The sequence below is a fragment of the Pseudomonas khavaziana genome (genome assembly GCF_036704165.1).
Lineage (GTDB): Bacteria > Pseudomonadota > Gammaproteobacteria > Pseudomonadales > Pseudomonadaceae > Aquipseudomonas > Aquipseudomonas khavaziana.
The window spans coordinates 2790027-2810875 of record NZ_CP129946.1 but is presented as its reverse complement, the minus strand read 5'-3'; the positions used below and the strand labels follow the sequence as shown (position 1 = coordinate 2810875).

The 20849-nt window shown below is 61.1% G+C and carries 15 protein-coding genes; 9 read left to right on the top strand and 6 right to left on the bottom strand.

The features are described 5' to 3' along the window. Window positions 1-147 precede the first annotated feature (147 nt). Window positions 148-921: a hypothetical protein gene (locus tag QYQ93_RS12430; protein WP_235387870.1), complete on the bottom strand. Its 774-nt coding sequence runs from the start codon at window positions 919-921 to the stop codon at window positions 148-150. A 352-nt stretch (window positions 922-1273) separates the two neighbouring features. Beyond that, complete coding sequence (locus tag QYQ93_RS12425; RefSeq protein WP_043051490.1) at window positions 1274-2182, bottom strand: LysR family transcriptional regulator; 909 nt, start codon at window positions 2180-2182, stop codon at window positions 1274-1276. Window positions 2183-2385: 203 nt separating this feature from the next. Between QYQ93_RS12425 and QYQ93_RS12420 the strand changes: the two genes are divergently transcribed. Then, complete coding sequence (locus tag QYQ93_RS12420; RefSeq protein ID WP_043051491.1) at window positions 2386-2784, top strand: helix-turn-helix domain-containing protein; 399 nt, start codon at window positions 2386-2388, stop codon at window positions 2782-2784. Window positions 2785-2842: 58 nt separating this feature from the next. Then, on the top strand, window positions 2843-5614 hold the full coding sequence (locus QYQ93_RS12415; protein WP_338477075.1) for an ATP-binding protein: 2772 nt from the start codon (window positions 2843-2845) through the stop codon (window positions 5612-5614). On the opposite strand, the gene QYQ93_RS12410 is transcribed toward QYQ93_RS12415, so the two are convergent. After that, complete coding sequence (locus tag QYQ93_RS12410; RefSeq protein ID WP_043051493.1) at window positions 5561-7015, bottom strand: winged helix-turn-helix domain-containing protein; 1455 nt, start codon at window positions 7013-7015, stop codon at window positions 5561-5563. The genes QYQ93_RS12415 and QYQ93_RS12410 overlap by 54 nt on opposite strands. A gap of 150 nt (window positions 7016-7165) precedes the next feature. Then, window positions 7166-8116, bottom strand: a complete 951-nt coding sequence (locus QYQ93_RS12405; RefSeq protein WP_338477074.1) for a GlxA family transcriptional regulator — start codon at window positions 8114-8116, stop codon at window positions 7166-7168. 179 nt (window positions 8117-8295) lie between these two features. Between QYQ93_RS12405 and QYQ93_RS12400 the strand changes: the two genes are divergently transcribed. From QYQ93_RS12400 to QYQ93_RS12390, 3 genes are all read left to right on the top strand, one after another. Further along, the gene (locus QYQ93_RS12400) at window positions 8296-9018 is read left to right on the top strand and encodes a pirin family protein (RefSeq protein WP_217883028.1); all 723 of its coding nucleotides are present in this window, start codon (window positions 8296-8298) and stop codon (window positions 9016-9018) included. Between the two features lie 143 nt (window positions 9019-9161). After that, on the top strand, window positions 9162-9587 hold the full coding sequence (locus tag QYQ93_RS12395; RefSeq protein ID WP_338477073.1) for a hypothetical protein: 426 nt from the start codon (window positions 9162-9164) through the stop codon (window positions 9585-9587). Between the two features lie 758 nt (window positions 9588-10345). Continuing rightward, the gene (locus tag QYQ93_RS12390; RefSeq protein ID WP_338477072.1) at window positions 10346-10888 is read left to right on the top strand and encodes a thioesterase family protein; all 543 of its coding nucleotides are present in this window, start codon (window positions 10346-10348) and stop codon (window positions 10886-10888) included. A gap of 21 nt (window positions 10889-10909) precedes the next feature. Here the strand turns inward: QYQ93_RS12390 and QYQ93_RS12385 are convergent, their stop codons facing one another. Beyond that, complete coding sequence (locus QYQ93_RS12385; RefSeq protein WP_338477071.1) at window positions 10910-12535, bottom strand: PvdJ/PvdD/PvdP-like protein; 1626 nt, start codon at window positions 12533-12535, stop codon at window positions 10910-10912. Window positions 12536-12676: 141 nt separating this feature from the next. Here QYQ93_RS12385 and pvdM point away from each other — a divergent pair, with 141 nt between their 5' ends. Genes pvdM through QYQ93_RS12370 form a run of 3 tightly spaced genes read left to right on the top strand, consistent with a single transcriptional unit; the run spans window position 12677 to window position 16215 of the window. Next, window positions 12677-14026: a pyoverdine-tailoring dipeptidase-like protein PvdM gene (gene pvdM / locus QYQ93_RS12380; protein ID WP_043051544.1), complete on the top strand. Its 1350-nt coding sequence runs from the start codon at window positions 12677-12679 to the stop codon at window positions 14024-14026. A gap of 18 nt (window positions 14027-14044) precedes the next feature. After that, on the top strand, window positions 14045-15313 hold the full coding sequence (locus QYQ93_RS12375; RefSeq protein ID WP_043051545.1) for an aminotransferase class V-fold PLP-dependent enzyme: 1269 nt from the start codon (window positions 14045-14047) through the stop codon (window positions 15311-15313). A gap of 29 nt (window positions 15314-15342) precedes the next feature. Continuing rightward, on the top strand, window positions 15343-16215 hold the full coding sequence (locus QYQ93_RS12370; protein WP_338477070.1) for a formylglycine-generating enzyme family protein: 873 nt from the start codon (window positions 15343-15345) through the stop codon (window positions 16213-16215). An 87-nt stretch (window positions 16216-16302) separates the two neighbouring features. Here QYQ93_RS12370 and QYQ93_RS12365 read toward each other — a convergent pair whose 3' ends face one another. After that, complete coding sequence (locus QYQ93_RS12365; protein ID WP_338477069.1) at window positions 16303-18792, bottom strand: TonB-dependent siderophore receptor; 2490 nt, start codon at window positions 18790-18792, stop codon at window positions 16303-16305. 391 nt (window positions 18793-19183) lie between these two features. Here QYQ93_RS12365 and QYQ93_RS12360 point away from each other — a divergent pair, with 391 nt between their 5' ends. Beyond that, window positions 19184-20833, top strand: coding sequence for a cyclic peptide export ABC transporter (locus QYQ93_RS12360; protein ID WP_338477068.1), 1650 nt, complete (start codon window positions 19184-19186; stop codon window positions 20831-20833). Window positions 20834-20849: the final 16 nt, after the last annotated feature.

Here is a 20849-nt window from a genome sequence, read left to right as displayed (position 1 = left end):
GGATTGAGCGATGGGAGGAGTCTGGTGGGAATTGGAAACGCAGAATTGGATGTATGTGCTGTCCGACTGGCAAAGACGAAAACAACGGAAGGCTTCATTTGCGACCTTCCGGCATTTCTGCTCCTACGCGAGAACCACTATGAACGCTCAGTTCTTTTTTTCGTGCCCCACTCCCTGAAACGAAAACTTCAGTTCCTTACCTACTCCGCCAACTTTTGTTGTTTCATGAGTCCCTGTTGTCGAGTTCCGGTACCTGCCGTATAACCCGTCGCCTTTGATTGAACCCACTTTGACATTGCCTTCAGCATCCGTGGTAAAGGGCGCAGAAAAACTACCACTGGTCGGCGCAATTTGTGAACTCCGGTTGATTCTCGCGCCGTAGTGTTCGACGAACCCTCTATTTCTATCGGATAACGCGGCATTCTGGTCAACCTCAAGGTCTTTGACATCCTGCTTGACCCCTGGGTTATCAGGATCCGTGACATCCTGGATATAGCCCTTCAACCTTTTAGGGTTGTCAGGCTCTCGCTCCACTGTAAGTTGATATTTATTGCCAAATTTAAAATCCACCAGGGTGCTATTGCTGCCACCTGCGCCTCCATCCGCATCAGGGCGGCCTTGCGGCGCAACGAAGTGCGAACCGAACCCCGAAAACGTAATCAGCGCCTTGCCATCCTGACGTGGCTGCATCCCGATATAGCCGGTGCCCAGGGATTGACCGCTCTCATTAATAACCCCGAACTGCATCGCGTAGTAAATCCCTGCATCCTTGGCATTTTTTCTTTGGGCCCCCTCGTCAATACTCATAGGAAAGGTGATATTGCTCAACCCTTTGCCTGATGTGGGCAGTGAGTAGCTCACGCCATACAGACCGTTCGGTGATGTAGCCTTTTCCTTAATTTCGTGTTTCGGATCGCTCACTCTGTCTAGCCTTGAGGTCTCGGTAGTAGGCGAGCGCGCACCAGGCGTTGTTACGGTACTTCTTGTTGATCGCGTGAGCGGTGTTTCCGAAGTACGGGAGCGATCGCCCGGTTGTTCATCGGCCACCCCGGGTGAGGTTAACGGTGGGGCATCAAAAGAAGGCTCGGGGTTTACGTGCGAAACAAACTGCGGCTTATTAATCTGCATGCTTGGCTACAACCCTTCTATGGAAAGGGGTCCATGGTAGAAGGCCCATATCAGCGCAGGCTGCCAGAATAAGCGCTAGGACGTCTGGAATTTTTCTGTACCTTGCCGCCTGTCAAAGGCGATTTTTTGGCTGAGGGGTATAGACCTATTCCCCTCTCGACATATGCTGCGCAATACGCCCCCGCAACCAGCGCTCCGCCGGGTCATTGTCATGCACCCCGCTCCACACCATCGACAGCTCCGCCGCATCGATCGCAAACGGCGGGTCTTCGGCGCGCAAGCGGGTGCCCTCAGTCAAAGCGCAGGCCGCGTAATCCGGTACGGTGGCGATAATCTGCGTGCCCGCCAGCAATGCACGCAACCCGCTGAACTGCGGTACAGCCAGCACCACACGGCGAGAACGGCCGATGCGTGCCAGGTCCAGGTCGATATTGCCGCTCAAGTCCCCTGAAAACGACACCATCGCATGGGGCCTGGCGCAGTAGTCATCCAGGGTCAGCGGCGCCACGCCGTCATCGCCGCGCAGTACCTTGCAGGGGATGTCCCGCAGTTTCTTGCGCTTGGCATTGGCCGGCAGTTCGGTGGTGTAGCTGACGCCCACCGAGATCTCACCGCTGGCCAGCAAAGCTGACATCAACAGGTAATTGGCCCGGCGCACCACCACGATGATGCCCGGTGCCTCTTCGCGCAGTTGGCTGAGCAATGACGGAAACAGCCCGAACTCGGCGTCATCGGACAGGCCGATGCGAAACACCGCGCTGCTGCTGGAAGGGTCGAAGTCCTTGGCGCGGCTGACGGCGCCCGAGATGGTGTCCATGGCCGGTTGCAGCTCCTTGAGTATAGCCACCGCACGGGGCGTGGGCTCCATGCCACGGCCGTTGCGCAGCAGCAATGGGTCGTCGAACAAGTCGCGCAAACGACCCAATGCGGCGCTCACCGCCGGTTGGCCCATAAAGAGTTTTTCGGCGACCCGGGTCAGGTTTTTTTCGAACATCAAGGCTTCGAAAATCACCAGCAGGTTCATGTCGACGCGGCGCAGATCGTTGCGGTTCATGGCGGTATCCAAACGTTTCCAGACGGTCAGGGAAGCATATCCGCACTCCCCGCGATTGCATGCCTGTGCTGTCTTTTCCACGCCTGCAGCTGGCGAAATTAACAACGATTAACTCGTCAGGCCGGTGCTCCTGCACCAAGAATGCAGGCGTCTACACTGCATCCATCCACCGGGAACGCTCCCATCGACTACGGATATCTGTCATGGCCCGACTCGAGCAATACGCCCCACGTTTGTCCGCCACCGGCGGCCTGTGCCCCCGGCGCGAACGAATCGCCAAGCAACTGATCCTCGCCAACCTCGGCGAAAGCCTGGCTATCGCCGACCTGGCCCAGGCCTGCGCCTTGTCGCGCAGCCATTTTTCCCGCGCATTCAAATGCACCACCGGGCTATCGCCCCAGGAATGGATCCGCCAGCAGCGCATCCAGCGCGCCAAGGAATTGATCACTGGTTCATCCTTGAGCCTCACGCAAATCAGCCTGGAATGTGGTTTTTGCGACCAGGCGCACTTCTGCCATATGTTCACGCGCAGCGAAGGCGTGAACCCGATGACCTGGCGAAACCACCAGTCGCGCCACAAGCCTTTGGTGATCGCCGCCTAGTGGTATTCACGCACCTGGAATATGCTGGCCCATCTTCGACTCCAGAACCTGGGCAGCCATGACTGACTTGAGCGACCAGGCCGTGCACTTCGGCCCCTACCGCGTCCACCCGCGCCAGCGCCTGGTGCTGGAAGCCGGCCGCCCGCTGCGCCTGGGGCGGCGGGCCGTGGATATTCTGCTGGTCCTGCTGGAGCAGGCCGGCAATGTGGTGAGCAAGCAGGAGCTGATCACGCGGGTGTGGCCCAAAACCGTGGTGGAAGACGGCAACCTGCGGGTGCACATGGCCGCGTTGCGCAAGGCACTGGGCGATGGCCAGGCCGGGCAGCGCTATATCGTCACGGTCGCTCAGCGCGGCTACAGTTTTGTTGCACCACTGAGCATCGAACCGATGACGCTACCCACAGGTGGCGTGCCACAGCGCCCGAGCCATAACCTGCCGTTGCGGCGCACCCGAATGATCGGCCGCCAAGCCCTGATCGATGCCCTGGTGCAGCAACTGCCGCAGCAGCGCTTCATCACCCTGACCGGCGCCGGTGGTATCGGCAAGACCACCGTGGCCCTGCGCGTCGCCGAGTTGTTGATCGGGCATTACCGTGACGGCATTCATCTGCTGGACCTGGCGCCACTCAGCGCAGCCTCGATGATCCTGCCCAACCTCGCCGCCCTCCTCGACCTGACACCCGCTGCGAATGCACCGCTGGCCAGCTTCGCCCGTAGCCTGCAGGCACGCCAGATGCTGCTGGTGATCGACAACTGCGAACACTTGCTCGACGACATCGCCCTGATCAGCGAAACCCTGTTGCGCCATGCGCCGCACCTGCACATCCTCACCACCAGCCGCGAAGCCCTGCGCGCCGACGGTGAATATGTGCAACGCCTCGAGCCGCTGGCCTGCCCGCCCGCCACCGGCAACCGTGCCCAGGCCCTGGGCTATCCGGCCATGCAATTACTGATCGAGCGGGCCATGTCCCATCAGGACAGCTTTGCCCTCAGCGAAGCTGAACTGCCCCTGGCGATTGATATCTGCCAGCGCCTGGACGGCATTCCCCTGGCAATTGAACTGGTGGCCGCGCAAATCGAGCGTTTTGGCTTGCAGGGGCTGCTGGTACAGATGGAAGACAATTTCCGCCTGCTGACCCGCGGGCGGCGCAGCGCCCTGCCCCGCCAGCAAACCCTGCGGGCCACCCTCGACTGGAGCTTTGACCTGCTCGGCGAGTGCGAAAAAACCTGCCTGCGCCGCCTCGCGGTTTTTCGCGCAGGCTTCAGCCTGGCCAGTGCCGCAGCGGTGATCGCTGGGGAAACGATCGCCCCCGCCGAGGTGCTGGGCTCCATCACGCAATTGGTGGCCAAGTCTTTGTTGAATGTGGAAGCCGGCGATGACGAGATGGTGTATCGCCTGCTGGATATCACCCGCACCTACGCTTTGGAAAAGCTCAGCCTCGCCGGCGAACTGCCAGCCACCCGAGAGCGCCATGCGGCCCGCTGCCTGGCGCTGATGGAGCAGGCCCGGACCGACTGGGAACTGCTTGCCACACAGCCTTGGCTCGACCGCTATGCACCGCTGCGCGAAGACGTGCGCGCCGCACTCGACTGGGGCTTTGCCGAGAACGTCGGGCACTTGCTGGCCATCCGCCTGACGGTCAGCGCAATGCCCCTGTGGCAGGAATTGTCGTTGTTGCGTGAGCACGGCGGCTATGTGGACAAGGCACTGGCGCTGATAGGCCAGGTCGATACGCCCTGCACGCAACTGATCCTTCAATTGCAATTGGCCCTGGGCAGCCTCTCCTACCATGCCATGGGCGCTGCGCCCCGCACCATTGCAGCCTTTGTCAGTGCCGAACGCCTGGCCCTGGCACGTCGCGACGTTGCAGGGCAACTGCGTGCGGTCTCCGGGCAAATGGCTGTAAACCTGTGTGCCGGGCGCTATGCCCAAGCGCTGCAACAAAGCCTGCAGTTTGATCGCCTCGACCCGCGTACCGAGCCGTTGCTGGAGTTGAGCGCCCAACGACTGCGCGCATTGGCCCAGCATTACACCGGGGACCAGGCGCTCGCCCGACACAATGCCGAGCAAGTGCTGCAGCGCATGAGCCACAGCGGCCATGTGAACCGGTTCGCCCATGGTGTCGGCGTGCAATACGATCAAAGCGTGGCGTCCTTGACCCTGCTGGCGCGGATCCTGTGGTTGCAGGGTTTTCCTGATCGCGCCTGGCGCACCGCCAGCCAGGCGCTGGAGCTGGCCCTGCAGATCAATCATGGCACGTCGATCTGTTACACCCTGGCCCTGGCCGGCGTGGTAATCGCCCGCTACAACGGCGACGAAGACGATGCTCAAGCCCTGCAAAGGCTGCTGCTGGAACAGTCGCACAAACATTCGGCGCAGCTGTTTCAGACCTGGGCCGGACATTACGCCGGCATCCTGGGCAACCAGGATCTGCAGGGCCTGGGACTGATCGAGGACACCCTGATCACATTTGGCGCCGACGAAGTCGATCAGGCAGCCTTTGAGCGCGCACATACAGGCTCTGCGGGCTGGTGCGCGCCTGAGATCCTGCGGGTCCGTGCCGAACAGTGGATGCAACGGGGCGACAACCGCGCCGCTGAAGCCCTGTTGCTCGAAACCCTGGGCCTGGCGCACCAGCAAGGCGCCTTGGCCTGGGAACTGCGCTGTGCGACTTCCCTGGCACAACTGTGGCAGCAGCAGGGGCGCTTGCAGGCCGCTCGGGACCTGCTGGGTTCAGTCTACGGGCGATTTACCGAAGGCTTCACCACCCGCGATTTAGTCCGCGCAGGCAGCCTGCTCGACGAGTTGCAGGACAAACGGCCGGCCTGAAAAAGTGCCCACACATGGCTCGTAGCCCTGCTGCAAACGCTCGACTTGACGCGGGTCGCGCAGTTGCGCCAGGGCATAGCTGCGCACGCAATTGAGCAGGCGGTAGCGGCGCTGGGGGCCTAGCCCAGGTTCGACGCTCAGCAGCGAGACATTGACCAGGCGCGCCAGCAGATAGGCCAGGTCGGCGTGCTCAAGCTCGGTCCCGCTCACCAGCTCGCTCAAGGCGGGCAAGGTCACTGCCATCTTGAACAACCCCAACTGCAGGAACAGCCAGCACTCCGGCAGGCTCAGGCGTTCGTAGCTCCAGTCCAGGGCAGCAGTCAGTGATCGATGGTGTTCCACCGCCGTGCGTCGCCCACCGGTCAACGTCTGCAGCCCCGTGCGCAACTGTCTCTGCACACCGCTGACGCCCAATGCGTCGACCTGGGCCGCCGCCAGTTCGAGGGCCAACGGGATACCGTCCAGGCGCCAGCAAATATCGCGCAGCGCTGCCAGATCCTGACGTCGTAATACAAACCCCTGCTGGCTGGCACTCACCCGAGCGATGAACAGCTGCACCGCGGGACAGACCATGGCCTGCTCGACACTGCTCAATGCCGACGGCGACGGCACGGCCAGACGCGGCACGCGCAGCACCCACTCGCCAGGGGCCAGCAGCGCTTCGCGGCTGCTGACCAGCACGCTGACGCCGGGCGCCCGTTCGCGCAATGCACGCACCAGCTTGCGAGACGCACCCAGCAACAGGTCGGCACCATCGAGTACCAACAGCAATTGGCGCGAGGCCAATTGGCGGCACAGCTCATCAAGGCACTCGCAATCCTGCAGTTGCAATACCGTGGCCAGACTGCCGAGCAGTTCGTGGGGTGCATGCATGCGGGTCAGGTCGACCCACCACACCCCGTCGCGGTAGCGGGGCAATACCCGCTCGGCCAAGGCCAGGGCCAATGTACTTTTGCCAATGCCGGCCATCCCGGTGAGCGTCAACAGCCGGTGCGCGGGCAAGCGCCGCGCCAGCACCCGCACAAGCTCATCGCGACCACATATCGGGCTGAGCCGCGCCGCCAGGTTGTGCTGTGGCAGTAACGTCGGCGCCGAACCCTGCACGGGGGCGACGAAACAGTAACCGCGCTGGGGGTGATTGAGGATCAGGCGTGGCCCGTCGAGCGCCCGGCGCAATGCGGCAATGTGCACGCGCAGGTTATTGTCCTCGACGACGCTGTTGGGCCAGACCCGCTGGATCAAGGTCGTCTTGCTGATGAATTGCCCAGGCGCCTCGAGCAGCACCGCGAGAATATCCAGGGCGCGTCCGCCCAGCGCCACCGGCAGGCCCGCCTTGCTGACCAGGCGCTGTTGCCGATGAAAAGTGTAAGGGCCGAAGCTGATCGCCGCAGAGTTGTGCATGTCCGCTAAAAGCGCTGGAACACCCGTGCTTGAGTGCCTGCGCGTCCTTTTCCATGGGCTCGGCGCTATCTTGCCAGCTGGCGATGACAGGGCAATGCTGGCACGGGGAGCGATACGGACAATCGAGTGCCCTGGACGGACATTGTGTCGTTAACTGAACTGTTGTCGGTATTGGGTAGGGTTCAGACCCAGCTTCTCACTGAACAGAAAGCGCATATGCCGCACGCTGCCGAAGCCTGCGTGGAACGCCACGGTCTTGAGTGGCAGGTCGGTGGTTTCCAACAAGTGCCGGGCACGGTCGATGCGTGCGCCCTGCAGGAACGCCATGGGTGTCATCTGCACGTCCTTGGCGAACAGCCGCGCAAAATGCCGTGCACTCATGCCGGCCAGTTCGGCCATGGATTCGATGGTAAAGGCTTGTTCCAGATGCGCCAGTACATGGTTCTGCACGCGGGTGATCGCGGTTTCCTGGGGCGCCACGGCAGCGGTCATCGGGCTGAACTGGGCCTGACCGCCCTGGCGCTTCATCACCACCAGCAGCACCTTGGCCACATCCACCGCCACTTGCTTGCCGTGGTCTTGGGCGACCACCGAGAGGGCCAGGTCGATACCGGCGGTGACGCCGCCCGAAGTGATCAGGCGCCCGTCCTGCAAGTAGATGCGGTCGGTCTCGACAATGGCATTGGGGAACGCCTTGATCAGCCGCTCGGTGTAATGCCAGTGGGTGGTCACGCGATGCCCGTCCAGCAAGCCTGCGTGCCCGAGCACGAAGGCGCCGGTGCAGATCGAGCCGAAACGCCGGGACCGTGGCGCCGCTGCTTTCAGCCAGGGCAGCAGCGCGGGATGGCATTCGTTATAGGCACCCGGGCCGCCCGGCACCAGCAGCAGGTCATAGGCGGCATGGTCCTGCTCCAGGAGCAGATCGGTCTGCACCATCACGCCGTTGGAGGCCCGCAACGGCCCGGGCTCAGTGCCAATGGTCAGGATCTGGTAGTGATCGGCTGCCGGCAGGTAGCGGTTGGCAATCGAAAACACTTCCAGCGGCCCGGCCATGTCGAGCAGCAGGAAGTCCGGAAACAGCGCCATGACCACGGTTTTCATAAGCGGGAGAGTCCATTGAACAGAAATGCGGCGGGCATTATGGCACGACTTCGAGTGTCAACCAGAGGGAGACAGTTATTCTAGTTTCAGCTCGTTAATGAATAATTCGATAACCATTAATCTTCTCCTCACCCCAGCGCCCTGCATCTCGCAGCCCGCGCTCACTTGAGGACTGGACCATGCTGACCCTTCGCAAAGCTTCCGAACGCGGCGCCGCCAATCACGGTTGGTTGAAGTCGTTCCACACCTTCTCTTTCGCCAACTACTGGAACCCCAACGAACAGGGTTTTTCCGATCTGCTGGTCATCAACGATGACCGCGTCGCCGCCGGCAAAGGCTTTGGCCAGCACCCGCACCGCGACATGGAGATTTTCTCCTACGTGCTCGAAGGCGCCCTGGAACACAAGGACACCCTGGGCACCGGCTCGGTGATCCGCCCCGGCGATGTGCAGTTGATGAGCGCCGGCAGCGGCGTGGCCCACAGTGAGTTCAACCATAGCCAACGCCTGGGGGTGCACTTCCTGCAAATCTGGATCGTGCCCAACGAGGCCGGCGCCAAGCCGCGCTATCAGCAGGAACACTTCAGCGAAGCGCAGAAGCGCGGGCGCTTGCAGTTGATCATCTCCCCGGACGGCGCCAATGGCTCGCTGAACGTTCGCCAGGATGCACGGGTGTATGCCGGGTTGTTCAACGGCGACGAAAGCACACGCCTGGAGCTGGCGCCGGATCGCTACGCCTACGTTCATGTGGCGCGCGGCAGCGTTGAACTCAATGGCCAACGCTTGCAGGAAGGCGACGGTGTGCGGGTGCGTGACGAGCGCCAGATTCGCCTGAGCCATGGCGAGGACGCCGAGGTGCTGGTGTTCGACCTGCGCCCCAATGAACTGCCGCAGATGCCGTGAGGCTTGCAGTGATGGTTCGGCAAGGGCCATCGCTGGCATCGATAGTCACCATCAGCGCAATGAAGTTCTCTTAAAAAAACCAACGCGTAACATCAACCCCATGCCAAACGGCACCCAAACTAAGACACTCGGAGCACACCATCATGAAACGCCAACTCTTGCTTAGCCTCGCTTTCTCGGTACTCGCTGCAAACGCTTTTGCCCATCCGGTAGTCGCTGAAGGCGGCTCGGATCGCCTGATAGAAACCCGCGTTGCCGAAGGTGGCGCGGACCGCCTGATAGAAACCCGCGTTGCCGAAGGTGGCGCGGATCGTTTGCAGGAACGTGGCCTGGCCGAAGGTGGTGCTGACCGCCTGCAGGAACGTGGCCTGGCTGAAGGCGGCGCGGATCGCCTGCAGGAACGTGGCCTGGCTGAAGGCGGCGCGGATCGCCTGCAGGAACGTGGCCTGGCTGAAGGTGGTGCGGATCGCCTGCAGGAACGTGGCCTCGCCGAAGGTGGTGCGGATCGCCTGCAGGAACGTGGCCTCGCCGAAGGTGGTGCCGAACGCTTGCTGAGCACCCACGTATAACCCCGCTCAGTTGGCGGGACACCCCAAACCGGCCTGATCAGCCGGTTTTTTTTCGTCTGCGATTTGCATGAAAATCGCAAAATCCTGCACCGCTCAACGCCAACCACGATGCGCAGCGAGCCGCTCTTGATCTTGATCTGCTTTTGATCTCAGGCGCCCCGTTAAACCACGCTGGCCGGCATTCCGGCTTTTCAAAAGTGAGCCGCTGTAAAAGCCAGCCCTTTTAAGGTCTTTGCCTAAATCGCGTCCTACGCCAATTCCAGGCTGAAATTAAGAAATAAACGAGTTGAATTTGGCTCAGCCAGCATCTCTTTTGGTCAAAAAACGATCATGTTTTGGGGCTTTTTCCAAAGACCTTGAAAGGGCTGGCTGTAAAAGCGGAACCATAAGTGGCCGTTACTGCAGCAATGGATATGTACTCGATCTGATCCAATATGCTGGTCGGCTGTCAGGCCGCCATCGGGAGCAAGCCCCCTCCCACATTTGGACCGAGACCATCAGTTAGATACTGGTCGGCTGTGAGGCCGTCATCGGGGGCAAGCCCCCTCCACATTTGGACCGAGACCGTCAGTCAGGTACTGGTCGGCTGTGGGCAACCGTCGGCAAGGCCCCTTGAGAGTAAAAAGAAACCGCAGCAGAGCAATGTGCAGATTAGAACCCGATTTGCGCTTTTCCCATGTAATAAGTCATTTGCGGACCTACCTTAGCCGATCCCGCACCTTTACAGTGCTGCCATTGATCAATTGTCGAGTAGGTTCATGAATCTCTGGTTTCGATTACTGCACATGCTGTTGCGCCGCCCCTGGCGCAAACCGGTACATGGCCTGGACACCACGGTGGTGCGCATGCGCGTCTGGCCCCTGGACCTGGACCTCAACCGGCATGTCACCAATGGCCGGTACTTCACCCTGGCGGATGTGGCGCGCATGGATTTTGTCTTGCGCACCGGCGCCTTCCGCGTGGCGCTGCGTCACAAGGCCGTGCCGATCGTGGGCGATACCTGGGGCAAGTTCCGTCGAGAGTTGAAGCTGTTCGAGGCCTTCGAAGTACATACCCGCATGCTCGGCTGGGACCACAAGTGGAGCCTGATGGAGCACCGTTTCGTCAGTAACGGCCGAGTGATTGGCGTGGTGGTGATACGCGGGGTGTTTCGCTCCGCAAAGGGCACCCTGCCCCCGGCGGAATTCGTGCGTGAACTGGGTTTGAACGAAACCTCGCCGCCGATGCCGCAATGGCTAAGCAACTGGGCGCGCAGTTGCGATGAGATGAGTGTGCATCTGAGGGAAGAAGAGCAGGTTTGAAAACACCTGTTGGGCTACATCTTATGTCTGGCGCTTGACCTTCAAATACCGCGCATACCACGGCCGTTTTGGTACGCGCTTGAACAAACCTTCGAGCAGTTCCTCATCGGCGCCAAAGGTGATGCGCAGGGCCAGCTTCATGATTTCCGGGTCCATCTCCATCGAGCGCCCCTGTTGCAGCCCCGGTGTGGTGCTGCAGCCGTGGGTGTCCGGGCCCAGCCATGGGTCGCCCACCTCCACCCATCGGCCCGGTGCAAACCAGGCCACGTCGTTGACCTTCATCCGCGTCACCTCGCCAGGGTTGAACCGTTCGTGGGCACGGAACCAGTCTTCGATACGGTCGTCGATCCAGCCATGAAAATGCCAGAACACCGGGTTTACATGGGATGAAAACGGATCGCCGAGAAAGTCGTTTTCCGGCGCGTACCAACGTGGGGCAAAGTCCGCAGGGTCACGGGCGAACGGCACCGGCGCACCATTGGACGGGTCGCGAGGCACTGAGGCCCAGCGCATGTGCAGCCAGTCGTGCAGGCCCAGCTCCATCTCCGAGCCCAGCTGCCCCAGAGTCAGTTGGGCCAGGTACCGCGGATCGCGGTATTGGGACTCCCAGACCTGGAAGTTGCTGTGGTAGGTCTCGGCCGCCTTGATGTCGCTGACCCACTGGGTGTAGTCGGCGTCATCCGGTGCCGACCAACAGGGCGGCAGCGCGAAGCCGTCGTGATTGTCGAAGTACCGCACAAAACCCAGGCGATCACGCTCCAGCGCCGGTTGCGGTTCGGGGAATTGCGGCCATGAGGGCAATTCCTGCATGGAGCGTGCGGTGCCGAGCATATGGCGGTGCATGAAGAAAAAGTCGATGCCCGAGCCGTTGCGATCCTTGCGTTTGCCTCGGGCGTCGCGCTCCTGGCCCCGGGGCCCGGGTTGCCAGCCGATGCCGCGCAGGGCCTCGCGTTGCTCTTCGGAGAGCTTGTGCCACCGATCACGGCTGGCATGCCAGAGTTGGTGAAACAGCCGATGTTCGGGAGACACCAGCCAGGCCAGCAAGGTCGGATTCAGGCCTATGCGCTGGCGGGCTTCGGGAAACAGCTGTTTGTGGGCGATGAAACGATTGTCGCGCTCGGTCAAGGCCAGGGGGCGCGCAAGGTCGAGAATCTGCCCGCTCAGGGTGCCGCTGCCGGCATTGCCGAAGTCGGCCCAGACTTCATCGAGGGTCATCTTGAATTCATAGGCGGGCACACCGGCCTGCGCATCGCGGTCGATCAACCGCCAATAGAGCACGGCGCCATCGCCGGTGAGCAGATCGCCCAATACGCGGTAGCGCGGCTCGCCGTCGGCGCGCAGGTTCTCGGCGGTGTCCAGGTAACCACGCAGGCCGCGGCCACGGGGGGCGATGTCGAGCAGCAGTTCCAAGCCTTGTAATGGCAAGCCCTTGAGCCCGGCATCGCGGCCTTCCAGGCGCAGGCTCCACACACCGCGCAGGGTGTCCGCCAGGTGCTGGCCCGGAGTATCGGCAAGGTCGACCGTGGCTTCGTCGGGGGTGATGGGGAACTCTTCCCGCGTCAGCTCGCGATGGGCGTAGAAGGCCGCCGGCACGGCCGCGCCGGTCAGCGCCAGGCCTGCGATGAACCCTCGTCGAGAGATTGTCATTGTCTACCTTAGGAAACGGCTTAATCAGAGCTAGAACGTTTGCGGCCCGCTGAAATTTACCGCCGCGCCCCTTCACCTAAATTTCCCCCGTCATCGCTCGTTCTTTCCTGATAGCAAAGGCCTCAACTGACTGAGATGGCAATGACAAAATCACGTTCGAAAAAGGCGCTGTACATCGGCCTGCCGTTGGCCCTGGCTATCAGCGCCGGGGCCGGTTTTCTGGTCTGGGACCAGTGGTTCAAGGGCAACGCCGGCTACTCGCTGGAGGTGATCAAGCAAGCCAATGAAATGCAGGATCGCCTGTTGTCATTCGACAGCCACATCACCGTGCCCCTGGATTTCGGCACGGCGGGTAATGAGGCCGACAAGGATGGCAGCGGCCAGTTCGACCTGGCCAAGGCAGCGCGTGGCCGATTGTCCGGCGCCGCGCTGACGATCTTTGGCTGGCCGGAAATCTGGAGCGGCCCCAACGCCCCGCACAAGCCCACCGACGGGTTTGTCGAAGAGGCCCGCCATGAGCAGGAGGTGCGCTACAAGATCATTTCCGGCATGGTCCGCGACTTTCCCAACCAGGTGGGCATCGCCTACACCCCGGACGATATGCGGCGCCTGCACGGTGAAGGCAAGTTCGCAATTTTCATCAGCATGCTCAACGCCTATCCGCTGGGTAATGATCTGAACCAGCTCGACCTGTGGGCTGCACGCGGCATGCGCATGTTCGGTTTCAGCTACATCGGCAATAACGCCTGGTCCGACTCGTCGCGCCCGTTGCCGTTTTTCAATGATTCGACCGACGCCCTCGAGGGCCTGTCACCCATCGGCCAACAAGCGGTGCACCGCCTCAATGACCTGGGAGTGATCATCGACGTGTCGCAGATGTCGACCAAGGCCCTGGAGCAGGTCGCGCAATTGAGCCGCACGCCGATGGTGGCGTCCCATTCGGCGCCACGGGCGTCGGTGGATATCCCACGCAACCTCAGCGACAAGGAACTGCAACTGATCAAGAACAGCGGCGGCGTGGTGCAGGTGGTGGGCTTCCCCGCGTACCTGCGCCCCTTGAGCCAACCGACCCAGAACAAGCTCAACGCCCTGCGCGCGCGCTTCGACCTGCCGCCGTTGCCCAACCTGGCCATGGCCTTGATGCCCGGCGACGCAATCATTGCCGCCTGGCCCGAGCAACGCTTCGGCCAATACGCCAGCGCGCTGTACGCCATCCTCGAGGAAGAACCCAAGGCCACCCTCAAGGACCTGGGAGACGCCATCGACTACACCGTGCGCAAGATCGGCATCGATCACGTCGGCATCGCCTCGGACTTCAACGACGGCGGCGGCCTCAAGGGCTGGGAGAACGTCGGCGAAGTGCGCAATGTCACCGCCGAACTGATCCAGCGCGGCTACTCCGAAGCCGATATCGCCAAGCTGTGGGGAGGCAACTTCCTGCGGGTTTGGGACCAGGTACAAAAAGCCGCCAAGCCATTGGCCAACCGCTAATCACCACGAAGTAAGTCCATGACCGACCGCCGTACATTTCTCAAGCAGGCCGGCGTCTTTGCCGCGAGCCTGCCACTGGGCACCGCACTGCTACCCCAGGCAGTGGCAGCCACTACGAACGACCCATGGACGGGACTAAAACAGCTGTTCAACCAGGACCCGGATTACCTGCACCTTTCCAACTTCCTGGTGGCCTCGCACCCCAAGCCGGTGCGCGAGGCCATTGAACGCTATCGCATGCAAATCGACCGCAACCCAGGGCTGGCGATGGACTGGGACTTGCAGGAAACCTGGAAGCGTGAAGGCCAAGTGCGTGAATGGGCCGGCCGCTACCTGAATGCAACCCCTGCACAGATCGCTCTCACCGGCAGCACGTCCGAAGGGCTGGCGATGATTTATGGCGGGATCAACGTGCGGCCGGACCAGGAAATCCTCACCACGGTGCATGAGCACTACGCCACGCAGAACAGCCTGGATTTTCGTGCGCTCAAGCAGGGCACCCGGGTGCGTCGTATCCACCTGTTCGAGAACGCCGCCCAGGTATCCGTCGACGAAGTGATGGGCAATATCAAGCACAACATTCGCCCCAACACCCGCGTGCTGGGCATGACCTGGGTGCAGTCCGGCAGCGGCGTGAAACTGCCCATCGGCGAGATCGGCCAACTGGTGAACGAACATAACCGCAACCGTGACGACAACGACCGCATCCTCTATGTGGTCGACGGCGTACACGGCTTCGGCGTCGAGAACCTGGATTTCCCGGACATGCACTGCGACTTCTTTATCGCCGGCACCCACAAGTGGATGTTCGGCCCGCGCGGCACCGGCCTGGTGTGCGCCCGCGATACCGAAAACAAATACGTCACGCCGATGGTGCCGACTTTCTCCGAGGACAAGGACTTCGCCACCACCATGACGCCAGGTGGTTACCACGCCTTCGAACATCGCTGGGCCGCCGACGAAGCCTTCAAGCTGCACCTGCAGTTGGGCAAGGCGCCGGTGCAGGCGCGTATCCATGCCCTCAACACCGAGCTCAAGAACCAGTTGCTGGCCCACGCGCAGGTCGAACTGGTCACGCCGCGCAGCCCTGAGCTGTCGGCGGGTTTCACCTTCTTTCGAGTCAAGGGCCAGGACAGCGACGAGGTGGCGGCCTACCTGATGAAAAATCGCGTGGTGGTGGACGCAGTCGACCGTGACGTCGGCCCGGTGATTCGTACCGCGCCCGGCCTGCTCAACAGCTCGGATGAGCTCCAGCGTTTCGTGACCTTGCTGAGCCAACGGCTATGACCCTTTTTCCCTTTGGACGAGATGCCCACATGACTCCATTCCGACTCAAACCCCTGACCGCCCTGGCGCTCACCGCCCTGTGCGGCGCGCTGCTACCCAACCTGGCCCAGGCCGCCGCGCCGCAACCGGGCAAGGTCTTCAAAGACTGCAAGGATTGCCCGGAAATGGTGGTATTGCCTGCCGGCACCTTCACCATGGGCACGCCGGAAGGTGAAGTCGGCCGCGAGCCCGACGAAGGCCCGATGCATGCCGTGACCTTCGCCAAGCCTTTCGCCATGAGCCGTTTCCATATCACCGCCGCTGAATGGGACAGCTACGTGCGCCAGACCGGCGTGAAGATCGCCAATGGCGACGACCGCCCCGGACGCGAATGCATCGCCAGCAAGCCGCGCTATCCTCAAGGTCCGCGCCAGCCGGCGGTGTGCATGGACATGGACGACATCAAGCAGTACGTGAGCTGGCTGTCGAAGAAAACCGGCCAGCAGTACCACATGGTCAGCGAAGCCCAGCGCGAATACGCCGCTCGCGCCGGCACTACCGGCCCGTTCCCCTTCCCGTTCGACGAGGGCAAGGGCTACAGCATCGCCAAGCACGCCAACACCTACGGCCCGGCAGATGGCTATAGCTATTCGTCGCCGGTCGGCAGCTACCCGCCGAATGCGTTTGGCATGTATGACATGCACGGCAATGTGTATGAGCGGGTGGCTGACTGCGAACATCCGAACTACATCGGCGCACCGACCGATGGCAGTGCGTGGGTGGAGCCCAACTGTGAGGGCTATCAGATTCGTGGCAATGACTGGGGCGAGGCACCGGTGTTTTCGCGCTCGGGCAACCGCAACACCATCTACCCGGATACCCGCGGGGACTGGCTCGGTTTCAGGGTCGTTCGCGACCTCTGATCCAGGCCGCCTTAACCCACCAACACAGAACGAAAGCGGGAGGGATTCAACTCCCTCCCGCCTCTTCAACCCCAGCGCCTCAACGAATCAGAAGGTCCACTTGGCGTTGACCATGGCATTGCGCGGCTCGCCATAGGAGCCCGAGTTGAATGTACCCATGCCATCGTAGTACTTCTGGTCAAACAGGTTGTTGACGTTCAAACCTACGGTCAGGTGCTCATCGACCTTGTACTTGGCCAACAAGCCGACCACCGCAAACGGATCCTGGGTCGCCTTGTAATAAGGGCCCGTCCAGTTGATTTGCGAAGACGCGTACATCTCGCTTTGCCAAGTCACGTTACCGCCGACGGTCAACTTGCTCCACGCACCCGGCAAACGATAAGTCGTGCCGAACTTGAACAGGTTGATCGGCTGATTGGACTCGACCCGACCGCCATCCTTGTCATGGGACTCACGGTAGGTATAGCCACCAAACACATTCCAGCCGCTGGCCACTTCACCGGAGATCTCGGTCTCGACGCCACGGGTATTGGTGCCACTGATGGCCTTGTACACCGCGCGGCCGGCAGAATCCACGCCCGCCTGCTCAGGTGTGTTCTTCTGCTCAATGTCGAACACCGCGATGCTGGCATTCAGCGCGCCGTTGAAGAACTCACCCTTGAGACCGATCTCATAGTTGTCGCCCTCAAGCGGAGCCAGTGAGCCGCCCGAAGCGGTTTTGTAGAAGGTCTGCGGCAGGAAGATGCTGGTGTAACTGGCGTACGCCGAATAGGTGTCGTTCAGCTCATAGACAACGCCGACATAGGGTGTGACCACCCCGGTTTTCTTGGTCTTGTCGGTGGCCTTGGTGCCCTTGAGGTAATCACTGACCTCGTCTTCCTGGTTCCACCAACTGAGGCGGGTGCCCAGGATGATGGTCAGTGGATCGAACGGTTTCAAACGCAAGGCGCCATACAGGCCGGTCTGCTGCAAGGTGGTGACGGTGCCGCCATCCTTGAAATACTGACGACGCCCGTACTCATTGCCATTCCAGTTGAAGATATTCGCCGACCCATAATCGCCGTCATCATTGTGACTGGCGTACTTGGGGAAGTTAAGGTGCGTACGCGAGGCACTGGCACCGACCACCAGCTCATGTTCGCGCCCACCCAGGCTGAACGGGCCGGAGGCATAGGTATCGAGGGTGTCCTGGGTCTGGTAGCTGTCCAGGCGATAAATGAACACGCCTGTGCCCTCCCCTGTCGCCGGATCAGGGTAGCCGCCGCTGGCCGATGCGCCCTGGCCTTTACGGTAAGAATACTGATGACTGTAAGCCGTTTTCAGGCTCCAGTCATTGTCCAGCCTGTGATCCAGCATGGTGGTGAAGTTGTAGCTGGTGTTGTCCATGTAACTGGAGCGCGAGGCCGGGTTGAATGAACGGGAGAAATTGGTTTGCTTGCCGTTACTGAAGAACAGCGGGATATGCCCATAACTGCTGCCATTGGCATCGTTGTTCTGATAGTCGAGGCTGGTGCGCAGCGTCGTGCTGTCGTTCAGGTCGATATCCAACGCGCCGTACATCACGCGTTTTTCCTGGCCGTACCAGTCGATAAACGAATTCTGTTTCTGATAGGCCGCGACAAAGCGCCCACGTACATTGCCCGTTTCAGTCAGCGGCCCGGAAACATCGACTTCGGAGCGGTAGCGATCCCATGCCCCCGCCTCCCCGGACACGTAGCCCTGGAAGTCCTTGGTCGGACGCTTGCGCACCAGGTTGATAGTGGCCGACGGCGTCCCCGCGCCACTCATCAGGCCAGTAGCGCCGCGAATCACTTCGACGCGGTCATAGATAGCCATGTCCGAAATGGCGCCGACGTATTGCTGGGACTCGTTGGCCACTTGCGACGGAATGCCGTCGTACTGGAAATTCTGGATGGTAAAGCCACGGGATTTGAAATCGTACCGTTCGCTGTCGCGATGGTTGATGCTGATACCCGGCGTGAAGGCCATCACTTCGTTGAGCGTAGACAGGTGCTGGTCATCCATCAGTTGCCGAGTGACCACACTCACCGACTGCGGGGTTTCACGCAAGGACAACGGCAGTTTGGTTGCGGTATTGGTGGAGCCCGTGGTGTAGGAACCGCTGTTTTCGGTCGTCGCCCCAAGGCCCTCGGCACTGATATTGGTCGCCCCCAGCGTCATCACCGACGAACCACTGGCAGGCGGCATCACGACATAGCTGCCGCTGGCTTCGCGGCTGGCCTGCAAGCCACTGCCCGACAACAACCGGGACAGCCCTTCATCCACGCTGAATTGCCCCCTCAGCCCGCGGGTGGTTTGCTGGCTGGCCAGCGCCGGGTCGTAGGAGATCGAGACGCCGGCCGTCGAGCCGAACGCCATCAGCGCTTGCGATAATTTCCCGACAGGAATTGCGAAGGCGACCTTGCCCGCCTCGCCCTGGGCGAACGCGGCGCTCGGCATCAACGTAGCAGCCGCCGGAACGACCAGCACAGCTCCGAGCATCATCAGGCGCACGACCTGGGGTAATTTCTTCAACGTATAACGCTTGGGCGTAGACAACCAAAGGGGATAAGACATCGACAGCAATCCTTGAACAATGAGGCCTGTGATTGGCAGAAATAGTGGCGTCTTTGAGCACCTCTGGTAATAAGACGGATCCACTAATGAAAACCAGACTCATTTACCGGTTTTTTTATCGCCTCCACCGGACATAAAACCCGGCCCTATCAGGACTAATACGTTGTCCGGCAGGAAAAATTTAGGCGCCTCGCCAGAATATTGCTTCGATACAGCGCCAGCCTTGCTTGATCAGCGCCCATAAGTGCGCACCGCCTCCAGGCCTGGCGCAATAAAGCTAAATCGCGCCAGACTCGAAACGTCTCCTACAAAAGCCCGCCGGCGATCAGCTCGATCGACGCAGCCCCCACTCGCCCATAGCACGTAGCCACGTCGCGACCGAGGTAGTTTCATGACTGCAAAACCGCGTAGCGCCCTTCGCGAACTCTTGAGCCTGCTCAAGCCCTATCGCTACACCGTCATCCTGTCGATTCTGTTCGGCATCCTGGGAGGCCTGAGCGTCACCGCGCTGCTGGCCACGGTTAACCAGGGCCTGCACAGCGAGTCCGGCCTTACCACTGCGGTTGTGCTGGCCTTTGCCGGCCTGTGCGTACTCGCCCTGCTCAGCAGCATTGCCGCCGACATCGGCAGCAACTTTGTCGGGCAAAAAGTCATTGCCCGGCTACGCAAGGATCTGGGTGCGAAGGTATTGTCGGCACCGATCGAACAGATCGAACGCTATCGCAGCCACCGGCTTATTCCGGTACTGACCCACGATGTCGACACCATCAGCGATTTCGCCTTCGCCTTCGCCCCGCTGGCCATTTCGATCACGGTGATCCTTGGTTGCCTGGGCTACCTGGCGAGCCTGTCGCTGCCGATTTTCCTTATGACATTGCTGGCCATCGGCATCGGCTCGGCCATCCAGTTCATCGCGCAAGGCAAGGGCATCAAAGGCTTCTATGAGGCACGCGATGCGGAAGACAGCCTGCAAAAGCACTACTCGGCCATCGCCGAAGGTGCCAAGGAGCTGAGGATTCACCGCAAGCGCCGCCATGCCATGTTGACCCGCAACATCCAGGCCACCGCCGACCACATCTGCGACACGCACGTACGCTCGATTAACATTTTCGTGATCGCCAAAAGCCTGGGTTCGATGCTGTTCTTTGTGGTCATCGGCCTGGCGCTGACCCTGCAATCGTTCTGGCCCAGCAGCAACCCGGCGATGATGAGCGGCTTTGTACTGGTGCTGCTCTATATGAAAGGCCCACTGGAAAACCTGATCGCCAACCTGCCGATCATCAGCCGTGCGCAGATCGCCTTCCGCCGCATCGCCGACCTGTCCGAGCGCTTTTCATCGCCCGAGCCCCACCTGCTGCTGGACGCCGATGAGCGTGGCACCCCACCCATGAAGCACCTGGAATTGCGCGACGTGCAATACGCCTTCCCGCCCGTGGCAGGCAGCGAGCCTTTCACCCTGGGCCCGGTCAACCTGAGCATCGCGCCTGGGGAGATCCTGTTCATCGTCGGTGAAAACGGCTGCGGCAAGACCACCCTGATCAAACTGCTGCTGGGGCTGTACACCCCACAGAGTGGAGAGATCCGTCTTAATGGCATGGCCGTCGACGCGCGTGGCCTGGATGATTACCGGCAGATGTTCACCACCATTTTTGCCGACTATTACCTGTTCGACGAACTGGTGCAGAGCGATAAAGCCCTACCAGAGGATGCCAACCAGTACCTGGAGCGTATGGAGATCGCCCACAAGGTCAGTATTCGTGACGGTGCGTTCACCACCACCGACCTCTCCACCGGGCAGCGCAAGCGCCTGGCCTTGATCAACGCCTGGCTCGACGAACGGCCGGTGCTGGTATTCGACGAGTGGGCCGCCGACCAAGACCCGACCTTCCGCCGCGTGTTCTATACCGATCTGCTGCCGGACCTCAAGCGCCTGGGCAAGACCATCATCGTCATCTCCCACGATGACCGTTACTTCGACGTCGCCGACCAGTTGGTGCGCATGCAGGCCGGGCGCGTCATCAGCGAAAAAGCCGTCGCCTGAACCTACCCTGCGGCGA

What these genes read in the sequence shown, in the direction of transcription:
- QYQ93_RS12425 (WP_043051490.1), bottom strand. Translation starts at nt 2,182, where the DNA reads ATGAACCGCAACGATCTGCGCCGCGTCGACATGAACCTGCTGGTGATT.
- QYQ93_RS12420 (WP_043051491.1), top strand. Translation starts at nt 2,386, where the DNA reads ATGGCCCGACTCGAGCAATACGCCCCACGTTTGTCCGCCACCGGCGGC.
- QYQ93_RS12415 (WP_338477075.1), top strand. Translation starts at nt 2,843, where the DNA reads ATGACTGACTTGAGCGACCAGGCCGTGCACTTCGGCCCCTACCGCGTC.
- QYQ93_RS12410 (WP_043051493.1), bottom strand. Translation starts at nt 7,015, where the DNA reads ATGCACAACTCTGCGGCGATCAGCTTCGGCCCTTACACTTTTCATCGG.
- QYQ93_RS12405 (WP_338477074.1), bottom strand. Translation starts at nt 8,116, where the DNA reads ATGAAAACCGTGGTCATGGCGCTGTTTCCGGACTTCCTGCTGCTCGAC.
- QYQ93_RS12400 (WP_217883028.1), top strand. Translation starts at nt 8,296, where the DNA reads ATGCTGACCCTTCGCAAAGCTTCCGAACGCGGCGCCGCCAATCACGGT.
- QYQ93_RS12395 (WP_338477073.1), top strand. Translation starts at nt 9,162, where the DNA reads ATGAAACGCCAACTCTTGCTTAGCCTCGCTTTCTCGGTACTCGCTGCA.
- QYQ93_RS12390 (WP_338477072.1), top strand. Translation starts at nt 10,346, where the DNA reads ATGAATCTCTGGTTTCGATTACTGCACATGCTGTTGCGCCGCCCCTGG.
- QYQ93_RS12385 (WP_338477071.1), bottom strand. Translation starts at nt 12,535, where the DNA reads ATGACAATCTCTCGACGAGGGTTCATCGCAGGCCTGGCGCTGACCGGC.
- pvdM (WP_043051544.1), top strand. Translation starts at nt 12,677, where the DNA reads ATGACAAAATCACGTTCGAAAAAGGCGCTGTACATCGGCCTGCCGTTG.
- QYQ93_RS12375 (WP_043051545.1), top strand. Translation starts at nt 14,045, where the DNA reads ATGACCGACCGCCGTACATTTCTCAAGCAGGCCGGCGTCTTTGCCGCG.
- QYQ93_RS12370 (WP_338477070.1), top strand. Translation starts at nt 15,343, where the DNA reads ATGACTCCATTCCGACTCAAACCCCTGACCGCCCTGGCGCTCACCGCC.
- QYQ93_RS12365 (WP_338477069.1), bottom strand. Translation starts at nt 18,792, where the DNA reads ATGTCTTATCCCCTTTGGTTGTCTACGCCCAAGCGTTATACGTTGAAG.
- QYQ93_RS12360 (WP_338477068.1), top strand. Translation starts at nt 19,184, where the DNA reads ATGACTGCAAAACCGCGTAGCGCCCTTCGCGAACTCTTGAGCCTGCTC.